This window comes from Streptomyces sp. NPDC048643, assembly GCF_040650615.1.
Lineage (GTDB): Bacteria > Actinomycetota > Actinomycetes > Streptomycetales > Streptomycetaceae > Streptomyces.
Window position 1 is genome coordinate 152,853 of the sequence record NZ_JBEZHO010000002.1, and the last position, 11,550, is coordinate 164,402.

Consider the following 11,550-nt stretch of genomic DNA (forward strand, 5'->3'; position numbering starts at 1 on the left):
CGGGATGCCGTTCACAGGCCCGGGGTCCGGAAGCCGTTGAGTTCCCAGAGTGCGGCGGTGTACCACAGCAGTGCGATCGAGCAGAAGAGAAGTGCGCCGACGACAGGCAGCGTCCATCCCGGGAACCTGTGGCTGCGCACCACGACGACTTTGGCGGCAAACGCGCCGTACAGCACGCAACCGGTAATCGAGTGGATCGCCACCCGCGGCGTCGTCAGCTCAACGCCGTACGCCGTGAGGCAGTGGTAGGCGATGGGCACCGAGAGCAGGAAGGCCACCAGCCCGGTCACCCGGTGCGTGGTGGACACGACGCGTGAGGAAGGCTTCGACCCGGGCAGCCGGCCGTACATACGGGCAGCGAGCAGGAGCTGGACCAGGGCCAGGGCCAACAGGGCGCTGCCGAGGCGGGCCTTGAGGTCCATGGCTTCGTCGTAGCGGGCCCCGAAGAAGCTGCTGTTCGGATCCGGCGTCAGTCCACGGCCCACGAAATAGACCCCGAGACCTACCACGACCGGGATCAGCAGGAGCAACAAGACTCCGACGGCCGGGCGCTTCCGGGGCCCGGTCACCGCAGCGCCGGATGGACTCTCGGAGTCGTGGCGCTGACCGCCTCGCCGATTCCCGGTCACGCGCCGGCTCCGGCGGGGCACGCCGACTTCAGCGCGGAGAACAGCGGCCCGAACGACCGCCGGAACATTTGATGCTTCAAAAGGACTCCGTGGATGTGCGATGGCCTGAGGCCTCACCATGGCGCCAGTCGTGTTCCCGGCCTCATTCGGCTCCCCGCGACCCGCCAGGGTTCACCCGTTGGACGGCCCGTGCCAAAACCGCTCGAAAGGCAACAGCCCGTGGCTCGTGCACCGCGGGATTTCGCCCGTCGGCACCGCCACGCGGACGCCGATCACGAAAGCGCCGGGTGAAAGGCCGAGCTGTGGCCAGGCCGGCGGCTTCGGTGTGTACTGGGAGGTGTGCGGCGCGCGCCCCAGGAACGAAGGCCGCAAACCCTCTCCGAGGCGATTCTCGTGAATAACCACGTCAGAGCATTCATCGCTGCCACCGGATCAGCAGCTCTGCTGTCTGCGACAACCGTCGCGTATGCCCAGGGCGACAATCACAGTTCGGCGAGCAGCGCACACGTAGCGACATCAGCGGTGAGCATGTCGTCCTCCGTGACGGTGACCACCAAGTCCACGCCACTCGGCAAGATCCTGGTCAACAGCAAGGGGCACACTCTTTACCTCTTCCAGTCCGACAAGAAGAACAAGTCCACGTGCAACGGGGACTGTGCCGAGGCGTGGCCGCCGTTGAAGGCGAACGGAAAGACGATCGCCAAGGGCGGCGTCAACAGCAAGCTGCTCTCCACCATCACGCGCAGCGACGGCTCGAAGCAGGTGGCGTACAAGGGTCACCCGCTGTACACGTTCGCCGACGACTCCAAGGCCGGGCAGACCAACGGGCAGGGGATCGACGCCTTCGGCGCCAAGTGGTATGTGCTGGGCACCGATGGAAAGCAGATCACCAAGCAGTCGTCCTCACAGAGCGGCGGCTACTGACCGCGCAGCCGGTGCAAGCCGTCTCAGACGAGGGCCATCGCTTCCGCTGACGCGGCGGCGCGGCGGTACTGGTCGCTGGTGGCTGTGTTTCCGCGGGCTGGCCTTCGAGGATGACGATGCGACAGGCAGCCTCGATCACCACAGGTTTTCGTGTGGCTCGTGAGCAGGTAGTCGGGCTCGAACAGCCCGGCCACCCGGGCGCGGCCACAGGGTGAGGTCAGCCGGACGCGGTGAGGTCGGTGGAGGCGGCCAGTTCGGTCACCACCTCCAGGAGGAGATGCAGGGCCGGTGCGGTGTTGCCCGCCAGCCAGACCATCTCGGTAGGGGTGGACTCGCCCGCCAGCACCACGAACACCACGCCGGAGCGGCGCAGGCTGCTCGCGGACCGGGCCAGCCGGGTCACCCCGACGCCGGCTGCCACGAGGGCGAGCAGGCCCTGCACGCTCGCCTCACGCTGGACCACGTCGGGAACGAATCCGGCAGCTCGGAACGAGTCGTCGAAGGCCTCGTGCCAGGGCTCCCACGAGCTGCGGGGGGTCAGCACCCAGCGTTCGGCGGACAACTCGCCCAGGGTCAGCTCGGTACGGCCGGCGAGCGGATGCCCTTCGGGCAGGACAGCGCACACGGGCTCGCTCGCCAGGGTCCTGCTCTCCAGCCCAGCCACCAGCGGCGGCCGGGTGAAGGCGGCGTCGAAGTTTCCCTTGCGCAGGCCGTCGACCAGGGTCGCGATGGGTGTCTCCGCCGTCGTCAGCTCGATCTCCGGCAGCCGTTGCCGCAGGGCGCGGACGACCGGGGGAAGCAGGTGGTTCATCGTGGTGGAGAGGAAAGCGAGGCGCAGGCCGCCGATCTCGCCGCGCGCGGCCCGTGTCACGACCCGCACGGCTTCCTCGGCCCTTGCGAGGACGGCCCGGGCCTCGGGCAGGAACAGCGTGCCGACGGCGGTCAGGCGGGTGCCCCTGGTGTCGCGGTCGAAGAGTCTCACGCGGAGCATGCGCTCCAGCAGCGCGATCTGCTGGGAGAGGGACTGCTGGCTGATCACGAGCCGCTCGGCGGCGCGCGTGAAGCTGGACTCCTCGGCGACGGCGACGAAGTATCTCAGCTGCCGAAGGTCAGGGGTCACAGGACGAGGCTACAACCGCCACAAGCAGCTCATGTTGGACGCCCTGGGATCCCGGAGCAACCCTTGGCCTCACAAGCGCCGGGACGGGGAGGCGGGTGGCGAAGGGCCGCATGGTCGATTCCCTAGGTGCCTGCCCGCCGGACCCCGGCTGACAGGGAGAGAGACCATGGCAGAACGCATCACCACACCGTTCGACGTCGGCAGCACGGCTGCCGACGTCGTCGCCGGCCTGGACCTGTCCGGGCGGCGGGCGCTCGTCACCGGCGCGTCCTCGGGCATCGGCACCGAGATCGTCCGGGCGCTGGCCAGGGCGGGAGCCGAGGTGACCCTGGCCGTACGCGACACCGGCGCCGGCGAGCAGGTCGCCCGGGAGATCGCCGTCGGCGCCCCGCACGCCGCGCTGCGCGTCGTCCACCTGGACCTGTCGGACCTGCGGTCGGTGCGGGGCCTGGTCGACGCCTGGAGCGGCCCTCTGCACATCCTGGTCGGCAACGCCGGCGTGGCCTTCCCTCCCCGGAGGTACACCGCACAGGGCCTGGAGACGCAGTTCGCCGTCAATCACCTGGGCCACCACGTGCTCGCGACCGGACTGCACCCGGCCCTCTCGGCAGCCGACGACGCCCGGCTGGTCACCCTCAGTTCGGTGGCCCACCTCGCCGCCCCCGTCGACTTCGACGACCTGAACTTCCGCAAGCGCCCCTGGAACGCGGCCCTGGCCTACGGGCAGTCCAAGACGGCCACCGCGCTCTTCGCCGTGGAGGCCCAGCGGCGCTGGGCCGCGGACGGCATCACCGCCAACACCTGCCACCCCGGAGCGGTCATGAGCAACCTCGGCCGCCACCTCAGCCCCGAGGACACGGCCGGGATGCCGGACTACGACTTCCGGACGGCCGAGCAGGGCGCGGCCACTCCCACGCTGCTGGCCACCTGGCCCGGCCTGGAAGGCAAGGGCGGCAGGTACTTCGAGGACGGCAACGAGGCCCCGCGCCACGAACCGGGCCAGGAATCGGGCGTGGCCGACCACGCCCTGGACCCCGAGGCGGCGGAGCGGCTGTGGCTGGTGTCCGATGTGATCGCCGGGCACGACGGGCGCGCGCAGGAGTGAGACCTGAGCGCCGTCGGCCCCGGACATCCAGGGCTCCGGACGCGGCGCTCAGTCCAGCAACCGCTCGATCGTGAAGGGCAGGGACCGCAGCCGGCGCCCTGTCGCGTGGTGGACCGCGTTGCCGATGGCCGCGGCGGTACCCACCAGCCCGACCTCTCCGACTCCTTTGGTACCCACCGGCGTTGCCGGATCGGGCGCCCCGACGAACGCCACCTCGATGTCGGGAATGTCGGCGTTGACGGGGACCAGGTAGTCGCCGAAGGTGGCGTTGGCGATACGGCCGGTCCCCGGGTCGGTCTCCGTCTTCTCGAACATGGCCTGGCCGATGCCGCCCACCGTGCCGCCGATGATCTGGCTGGTGGCAGTCTTCTCGTTGAGGATGCGGCCGCCGTCGATCACCTGCACCACGCGGGCCACCCGCAACAGGCGCAGGTCGGGGTCGATCCGCACCTCGACGAATTTCGCTCCGAAGGCGCCGGCCGTGGCCATCCCGAACCCGTCGGCCGCAGGCGGGGTGCTGCGCCCGTCCGCACTCAGTTCCTCAAGGCCGTGCCGCGCGAGGATGTCGATGTAGGACTCGCCCTGCCCGGCATCCTCGGCCCGGTGGATACGTCCGCCCCTGACGACGACGTCCGCGAGGGTGCGGCCGCGCAGCGGCGACTCCGGATCGTCATGCACGATCTGGAGGAACTCCCGCACCAGGCGTTCGCAGGCTATGTGCACGGCGTTTCCGAGCGCGCCGGTCAGCCCCGAGCCGCCGGCCTGCGGCGCGTACGGCATGTCGGAGTCTCCGAGGTCGAAGCGCACCCGGGCCGTGTCCAACCCGAGCAGGTTGGCCGCGAGTTGGGTCATGACCGTGTACGTGCCCGTCCCGATGTCGGTGGCCGCGCTGCGCACGTAGGCGGATCCGTCCCGGCGGATCGACGCGCGTGCCTGGCAGGGGACCTGGTAGTGAGGGTAGGAGGAACCGGCCACGCCGTAACCGATCAGCCACCGGCCATCGCGCATCGACCCAGGCTCCGGGGTGCGGCGCGACCAGCCGAAGCGCCGGGCACCCTCGGTGAAGCACTCGCGGAGGGCCTTGCTCGACCAGGGCAGGCCGCTGCGCGGATCGGTCTCCGTGTAGTTGCGCAACCTCAGCTCGATCGGATCCATGGCGAGGACGTGGGCGAGTTCGTCGACGGCCGACTCCAGTGCGAAGTTGCCCTGCCCCTCGGCCGGCGCGCGCATCGATCCCGGGCAGGGAATGTTCAGCCGGATCTGGCGGTCGCGGGTGGTGACGTTGGGACAGGCGTAGGAGACGGCGGAACCGAGGGAGACCGGCTCGAAGTCGTCGTCCTCCATGGCGACCGACGAGGTGCTCGTATGGCGGATCGCCAGCAGCTCACCGGACCTGGTTGCACCGATCCTGACGTGTTGCAGGCTCTCCGGGCGGTGACCCACCGAGGTGAACATCTCGGGCCTGGTGAGCACGAGTTTGACCGGCCGCCGCACCTCGCGTGCGGCGAGCGCGGTGAGGATCACGTGCGGCCACACGCGCAGGCCCGCTCCGAAGGCGCCGCCGACGTAGGGCGCGAGGCACCGGACGCCGTTCTCCGGGACGCCGAAGGCGGTCGCGAGCGTCGTCCGGACGTTGTGGGTCCACTGGGTGGAGTCGTGGACGGTGAGCGAGTCGCCGTCCCACACCGCGAGGGTGGCCATCAGGCCGAGGGGGTTGTTGGTGTTGTCGGGGGTGCTGTATGACTCCTCGACCACGACGTCGGCGGCGGCGAAACCTGCTTCCACGTCGCCGCGTCGCTGGTCGAGGTCCCACGGATCGGTCACGATCTCCGCGTCCGGGTCCGTGATGCTCAGGCGGGCTTCGGCCGCGTCGTACACCACGTCGACGAGCGTGGCCGCGTACCGGGCCTGTTCGGCGGTCTCTGCCACCACGACCGCGACGTGCTGGCCGTGGTGCAGGATGCGGTCGTCCTGCAGCGGGGCGGGCGGCGACGGGCCGAGCAGTGTCATGGGGCCGCGCTGGAGCCGCGGTGCTTCGAGATGGGTGATGACCGCCAGGACTCCCGGTGCCCGCCGCGCGCGGGCGGTGTCGATGTCACGGATCCTGCCGGCCGCGATCGTGCTCCGAACCAGCGCGGCATGCGCCATGCCGGGATACGCGTAGTCGTTGGGGTAGTGGGCGTTCCCCGTCACCTTCGGCCGGGCGTCCACACGGTCGATGCCGGCGCCGACGGGCCCGCCCGCGTCAAGAGTGGTCATGAGTGTGCTCCTGCGACGGTTTCGAGGGCGCGCACCAGGGTGCGTCGGGCGAGGTCCACCTTGAATGCGGTGCCGGGCAGCGGCCTGGCACCGGCGACGGCGGCGTCCGCGGCCGCGCGGAAGGCGGCGGTGTCCGTCGGGGCGCCGCGCAGGATCTCCTCGGCATCCCGAGCCCGCCACGGGACGGTGCCTACGCCGCCCAACGCGACGCGGGCCTGCTCGATCCGGCCGTCGTCGATCACCAGGGCCACACCGGCCGACGTCAGGGCGAACTCGTACGAGGCCCGGTCGCGGACCTTGAGGTAGTGGGACCGGGCGGTCTCCGGGAGCAGAGGAATGTCGACTGCGGTGATCAGGTCCCCGTGGTCGAGGACGTTCTCCCGTTGCGGGGTGTCTCCCGGTTGCAGGTAGAACCGCGTCAGTGGGACGGACCGCGGCCCGTTCACCCCCTGCACATGGACGGTCGCGTCCAGCGCGGTCAACGGCACGGCCAGGTCCGAGGCGTGCAGCGCGATGCAGTGCTCGCTGGTGCCGAGCACGGCGTGCATACGCTGGATGCCGGTGATGGCGGCGCAGCCGGACCCGGGGGCGCGTTTGTTGCACGCGTCGACCGCGGGGTCCCTGAAGTAACGGCACCGGGCGCGCTGAAGAAGGTTGCCCCCGATGGTCGCCAGGTTGCGCAGCTGCACCGAGGCGCCCTGAAGGAGTGCCTCGCGGACGAAGGGCAGCCGACGGCCGACGACGGGATCGGCCGCCAGCTCCTCCATCGACGTGAGTGCCCCCACCCGCAGGGTGGTCTCACCGGCGGTGATGCCGCGCAGCGGCAGCCGGCTGATGTCGACGAGCCGGTCGGGCCCGATCACGCCGTCCTTCATCAGGTCGAGCTGAGTGGTGCCGCCGGCAAGGAACGAGGCGGCCGGGTCGGCCGCCACGACGGCGACGGCCTGGTCCGCGTCCGTCGCCCGTACGTAAGCGAAGGGGTGCATGTCAGCCACCCGCCGCGTCGCGGACGGCCGCGCGGATGTTCGGGTAGGCGCCGCAGCGGCAGATGTTGCCGCTCATGAACTCCGCGATGTCCTCGTCGGAGCCGGCCCGCCCTTCGGCGATGAGTGCCACCGCCGACATGATCTGTCCCGGGGTGCAGTAGCCGCACTGGAAGGCGTCGTGCCGGGCGAAGGCGTCCTGCAGCGGGTGCGGCTGCTCGCCCTGGGAGAGCGCCTCGACGGTCGTGACCTCGCGTTCCTCGCACTGCGCCGCCAGTGCGAGGCAGGACACCACCCGCTTGCCGTCCAGCAGGACCGTGCACGCCCCGCACGCTCCTTGGTCGCAACCCTTCTTCGCACCGGTCAGACCGAGATGGTCCCTCAGGGCGTCCAGCAGGGTGACGCGCGTGTCAAGCCGCAGGCGGTGCGTGGCTCCGTTGACGCGGAGGTCGGCGTCAATTTGCGGTACGTCCGAGGGCGCCTTATCGATAATTTGTGACATAACCCCTCATTCCTGAGGTTACTTTTGGTCGAAGCCGTCCACATGACGTGCCGAATGCACCTTTAGTACGACTTCGGGCTTTTCCCATTCTATGGTGAGCGGCATGGCAACCCAGATGACCGAGGACGAGTGGCAGGCCTTCATCAGCGAGGGCACCCGCACCGGCAAACTGTCCACCATCCGGGAGGACGGCGGTCCGCACGTCGTGCCCGTGTGGTTTCTGTTGGACGGGAGCGATCTCGTCTTCACCACCGAGGACAGGACGGTGAAGAGCCAGAACCTCCTGCGTGACAACCGGGCAGCGCTGTGCGTCGACGACGAGCGTCCGCCCTTCTCCTACGCTGTCCTGCGGGGCCGCGCGGAGATCTCGGAGGACCCCGGCCAGTTGCTCACCTGGGCGACCAATATCGCCGCGCGATACATGGGCCAGGAACTGGCCGAGGAGTTCGGCCGGCGCAACAGCGTGCCCGGCATGTTCCTGGTCCGACTCCGGATCGACCACGTCACGGCTTTCTCGGCCATCGCCTGACCTCGAGGGTGTCCGGGCGTCGGTTCACAGAGGACCGGCGGTGCATCCGTGCGGGGCGATGCCTGCAGTGGGCAGAGTCGACTCAAGCCGTGCGGCGGCGGCGCAGGCTTCGCAGCTGCCAGGTCACAGCACCGCGGAGCTGCGGCGTTCGACGAGAAGGACGTCGCGCCATCGGTCGTGGTGGCGGCCGATGCGTTCGCGCGTACCGATGAGGCGGAACCCGGCTCGCAGATGCAGGGTGAGGCTTGCGGTGTTCTCGGGGAAGATGCCGGACTGCACGGTCCAGATCCCGGCGGCCTCGGTGGAGGCGAGCAGCGCGCGCAGGAGTGCCGTGCCGACGCCCTGGCCGCGGGCGTCGGAGTGGACATAGACCGAGTGCTCGACGACGCCGGCGTATGCACAGCGATCGGAGACGGGCACGGCAGCGGCCCAGCCGAGCACGCCGCCCGCGTTGTCGAGGGCGACGTGTCGGTGGTCGGGGAGCTTCGAAGTGTCGAAGTGTTCCCAAGTGGGCGCGACCGTCTCGAAGGTGGCGTTGCCTTCGTCGATCCCGAGTTGATAGATCCGCAGGACCTGGTCCGCGTGGTCGGGTCCCATGGGCGCGAGCCGGATTCCGGGGTGTGGTGTCACCGCTGTACCGCCGGGGCGATCTCCTCGATGAGGCCGCGGATGCGGAGTTCGATCTCGTCGCGGATGGGGCGGACGGCGTCGACGCCTTGGCCGGCGGGGTCGCTGAGGTACCAGTCGAGGTAGCGCTTGCCGGGGAAGACGGGGCAGGCGTCACCGCAGCCCATGGTGATGACGACGTCGGAGGCCTGGACGGCTTCGACGGTGAGCACCTTGGGGACCTCGGCGGAGATGTCGATGCCGACTTCGGCAAGTGCCGCGACCACGGCCGGGTTGACGATGTCGGCCGGTGCGGAACCGGCGGAGCGGACCAGCACGCGGTCTCCGGCGAGGTGGGTGAGGAAGGCGGCGGCCATTTGTGAGCGTCCGGCGTTGTGGACGCAGACGAACAGGACCGTGGGCAGGGCGGTGTCAGGCATGGGCGGGGTCTTCCTGGGCTGTGAGCGTGGTGGGGCCGGTGAAGTAGCGGCGGGCGTAGAGCGCGACGTGGACGAGGCCGATCAGCACCGGTACTTCGATGAGGGGCCCTACGACGCCGGCGAGTGCCTGTCCGGAGGTGGCGCCGTAGGTGGCGATGGCGACGGCGATGGCCAGCTCGAAGTTGTTGCCTGCCGCGGTGAAGGCGAGCGTGGTGGCGCGCGGGTGGTCCAGGCCGACGGCTCGCCCGAGGGCCATGGAGCCGGCCCACATGAGCGCGAAGTAGACGAGCAGCGGCAGGGCGATGCGGGCCACGTCGAAAGGCTTTGAGGTGATGGCGTCGCCCTGGAGGGCGAAGAGGATGACGATGGTGAAGAGCAGCCCGTAGAGGGCGAAGGGGCCGATGCGCGGGATCAGCTTCGCTTCGTACCAGGTGCGGCCCTTGGCCTTCTCGCCGATGCGGCGGGTGAGGTAGCCGGCTGCGAGCGGGATACCGAGGAAGATCAGCACGCTCCGGCCGATCTCCCACACCGAGACGTCGAGGCCGCTCCGCGCCAGGCCGAGCCAGCCGGGCAGGACGCTCAGGTAGAACCAGCCGAGGGCCGAGAACGCGATCACCTGGAACACGGAGTTCAGGGCGACCAGGACAGCGGCGGCTTCGCGGTGTCCGCAGGCGAGGTCGTTCCAGATGATGACCATGGCGATGCATCGGGCGAGACCGACGATGATCAGGCCGGTGCGGTACTCGGGCAGATCCGACAGGAGCGACCAGGCCAGAGCGAACATGAGGGCCGGGCCGACGATCCAGTTCAGCAGCAGCGAGGGCAGCAGGAGCCGGCGGTCCCGGGTGACGGTGTCGAGCCGGTCGTAGCGGACCTTGGCCAGCACCGGGTACATCATCACCAGCAGGCCCAGCGCGATCGGCAGGGACACCCCGCTCACGGTCACCGTCGCCAGCGCGTCACCAAGGCCGGGAACCAGGCGTCCCAGCCCGAGCCCGACCACCATCGCGCCGAGGATCCACAGAGCCAGATAGCGATCCAGGAACGACAGGCGACCGGACACACTCCGATCAGGTGCGCTCGGACTCACGCCGTAGCCCCCGCGGTCTCCGCCTGGACTGGAAGCGGCTCACCGGCCGGACGGGTCAGGACGCCCGCAAGACGGTCGGTCATCGCCGGCAGCAGCCAGTAGTAGACCCAGGTCCCGCGCCGCTCGCAGTCGATGAGACCGGCCTGCCGCAGCAGCTTGAGGTGATGCGAAATAGTCGGCTGGGAGAGGTCGAACGCCGGGGTCAGGTCACAGACACAGACCTCTCCACCGGCCTGTGACGCGATCATCGACAGCAGCCGCAGTCGCACCGGATCCCCCAGCGCCTTGAACACTTTCGCCAGTTCAACGGCCTGATCCTCGCCAAGCGGGGCGTCGAGCAGCCCTGGGCAGCAGCCCTCGGCCTCGGCGGTCCGACCCAACACGACAAGCTCTTGCTTCGACATTCCTCTATGTTGACAGGCTTCGATCCAAGGCGCAATGTTGCATCGAAATCTATCAATACAACTCGATGGGAGCACCGCCATGTCTCGCGCTCAACTCGCCCTGCGGGTCGGCGACCTCGAAGCGTCGATCACCTTCTACTCGAAGCTGTTCGGCACGGAACCCGCCAAGCGACGTCAGGGGTACGCCAACTTCGCCATCACCGAACCGCCACTCAAGCTCGTCCTGATCGAGGGCGAGCCCGGACAGGACACCCGCCTCGACCACCTCGGCGTCGAGGTCGAGTCCACCGAGCAGGTCTCGGCGGCGACGGGCCGCCTCAAGGACGCCGGTCTGGTCACCTTCGAGGAGAACGACACCTCCTGCTGCTACGCCCTCCAGGACAAGGTCTGGGTCCACGGCCCCGGACAGGAACCCTGGGAGGTCTACGTCGTCAAGGCCGACGCCGGCACCCTGGGCAAAAGCGCCGAACGCGACGTCGCGGGCGGCGGCTGTTGTTCCAGCGAGAGCAACGGGGCCGCCCCGGAGGTGGCCGGCTGCGCGTGCGGTAGCTGACCCATCGCCCTGGCGACGGCTTCGCGGCGCCTTGTGAGACACCGCGGGCTTCGAGGAGCACCTGTCGCTCGCGCCGCCGGCGTCGTAGGTCCGGGTGGCGGTCGGTCGGTGCCGCCGATCCCGGCCCGCGCCGCCGGTATCGACCCTGACGCACCGCCGCAGGACCATCGGCGCCCGGCGGCCATCGCGCGGGAGGCGGCCGGGCCGGTTCACGGTCCGGCCGCCGGCGAGGTGCTCGACCCGCCGGTCGAGGTGCGGGGCGAGCTGGAGCCGCTGCGGGCGAAGCCGAACCGACTGACCGACCATTTCCATAAGCTGTGAATATAAGAATGCTATGCTTCGAGCATGAGTCGTCAAGACACCGCTCGTGGCGCGTCCGCCGCCATCGGGGCAGCCCTCTACGGCC

14 protein-coding genes are annotated in these 11,550 nt (G+C 69.7%); 5 read left to right on the plus strand and 9 right to left on the minus strand.

What is annotated here, in order from left to right; all coding sequences use genetic code 11:
- Positions 1-11: 11 nt before the first annotated feature.
- A complete protein-coding gene (locus AB0C62_RS02560; protein ID WP_362969245.1) occupies positions 12-530 on the minus strand; it encodes a DUF6529 family protein in 519 nt (172 codons plus the stop codon).
- Between the two features lie 627 nt (positions 531-1,157).
- Here AB0C62_RS02560 and AB0C62_RS02565 point away from each other — a divergent pair.
- The gene (locus tag AB0C62_RS02565; RefSeq protein WP_362969463.1) at positions 1,158-1,553 is read left to right on the plus strand and encodes a hypothetical protein; all 396 of its coding nucleotides are present in this window, start codon (positions 1,158-1,160) and stop codon (positions 1,551-1,553) included.
- A gap of 217 nt (positions 1,554-1,770) precedes the next feature.
- Here the strand turns inward: AB0C62_RS02565 and AB0C62_RS02570 are convergent, their stop codons facing one another.
- Entirely contained in the window at positions 1,771-2,673 is a 903-nt protein-coding gene (locus AB0C62_RS02570; RefSeq protein ID WP_362969246.1) for a LysR substrate-binding domain-containing protein, read from the minus strand.
- A 166-nt stretch (positions 2,674-2,839) separates the two neighbouring features.
- On the opposite strand from AB0C62_RS02570, the gene AB0C62_RS02575 reads away from it, so the two are divergent.
- Complete coding sequence (locus tag AB0C62_RS02575; protein ID WP_362969247.1) at positions 2,840-3,778, plus strand: SDR family NAD(P)-dependent oxidoreductase; 939 nt, start codon at positions 2,840-2,842, stop codon at positions 3,776-3,778.
- A 48-nt stretch (positions 3,779-3,826) separates the two neighbouring features.
- Here the strand turns inward: AB0C62_RS02575 and AB0C62_RS02580 are convergent, their stop codons facing one another.
- From AB0C62_RS02580 to AB0C62_RS02590, 3 genes are read right to left on the minus strand one after another with little or no spacing between them, the layout of a single operon-like run.
- A complete protein-coding gene (locus tag AB0C62_RS02580; RefSeq protein ID WP_362969248.1) occupies positions 3,827-6,037 on the minus strand; it encodes a xanthine dehydrogenase family protein molybdopterin-binding subunit in 2,211 nt (736 codons plus the stop codon).
- A complete protein-coding gene (locus AB0C62_RS02585; protein ID WP_362969249.1) occupies positions 6,034-7,023 on the minus strand; it encodes a xanthine dehydrogenase family protein subunit M in 990 nt (329 codons plus the stop codon). The genes AB0C62_RS02580 and AB0C62_RS02585 overlap by 4 nt, the downstream gene beginning before the upstream one ends.
- 1 nt (position 7,024) lies before the next feature.
- Entirely contained in the window at positions 7,025-7,522 is a 498-nt protein-coding gene (locus tag AB0C62_RS02590; RefSeq protein WP_362969250.1) for a (2Fe-2S)-binding protein, read from the minus strand.
- Between the two features lie 103 nt (positions 7,523-7,625).
- Between AB0C62_RS02590 and AB0C62_RS02595 the strand changes: the two genes are divergently transcribed.
- A complete protein-coding gene (locus AB0C62_RS02595; RefSeq protein WP_362969251.1) occupies positions 7,626-8,051 on the plus strand; it encodes a PPOX class F420-dependent oxidoreductase in 426 nt (141 codons plus the stop codon).
- A 123-nt stretch (positions 8,052-8,174) separates the two neighbouring features.
- Here AB0C62_RS02595 and AB0C62_RS02600 read toward each other — a convergent pair whose 3' ends face one another.
- Genes AB0C62_RS02600 through AB0C62_RS02615 form a run of 4 tightly spaced genes read right to left on the minus strand, consistent with a single transcriptional unit; the run spans position 8,175 to position 10,591 of the window.
- Positions 8,175-8,648: an N-acetyltransferase family protein gene (locus tag AB0C62_RS02600; RefSeq protein WP_362969252.1), complete on the minus strand. Its 474-nt coding sequence runs from the start codon at positions 8,646-8,648 to the stop codon at positions 8,175-8,177.
- Between the two features lie 29 nt (positions 8,649-8,677).
- A complete protein-coding gene (locus AB0C62_RS02605; RefSeq protein ID WP_362969253.1) occupies positions 8,678-9,097 on the minus strand; it encodes an arsenate reductase ArsC in 420 nt (139 codons plus the stop codon).
- Complete coding sequence (gene arsB, locus AB0C62_RS02610) at positions 9,090-10,160, minus strand: ACR3 family arsenite efflux transporter (RefSeq protein ID WP_362969254.1); 1,071 nt, start codon at positions 10,158-10,160, stop codon at positions 9,090-9,092. Before arsB ends, AB0C62_RS02605 begins: the two co-directional genes overlap by 8 nt.
- Positions 10,161-10,183: 23 nt before the next feature.
- Positions 10,184-10,591, minus strand: coding sequence for a metalloregulator ArsR/SmtB family transcription factor (locus tag AB0C62_RS02615; RefSeq protein WP_362969255.1), 408 nt, complete (start codon positions 10,589-10,591; stop codon positions 10,184-10,186).
- A gap of 79 nt (positions 10,592-10,670) precedes the next feature.
- Here AB0C62_RS02615 and AB0C62_RS02620 point away from each other — a divergent pair, with 79 nt between their 5' ends.
- Together AB0C62_RS02620 and AB0C62_RS02625 are read left to right on the plus strand one after the other, a co-directional pair.
- Positions 10,671-11,144, plus strand: a complete 474-nt coding sequence (locus AB0C62_RS02620; protein WP_362969256.1) for an ArsI/CadI family heavy metal resistance metalloenzyme — start codon at positions 10,671-10,673, stop codon at positions 11,142-11,144.
- Between the two features lie 108 nt (positions 11,145-11,252).
- A complete protein-coding gene (locus AB0C62_RS02625; protein ID WP_362969257.1) occupies positions 11,253-11,465 on the plus strand; it encodes a hypothetical protein in 213 nt (70 codons plus the stop codon).
- The last annotated feature ends 85 nt before the right edge of the window (positions 11,466-11,550 follow it).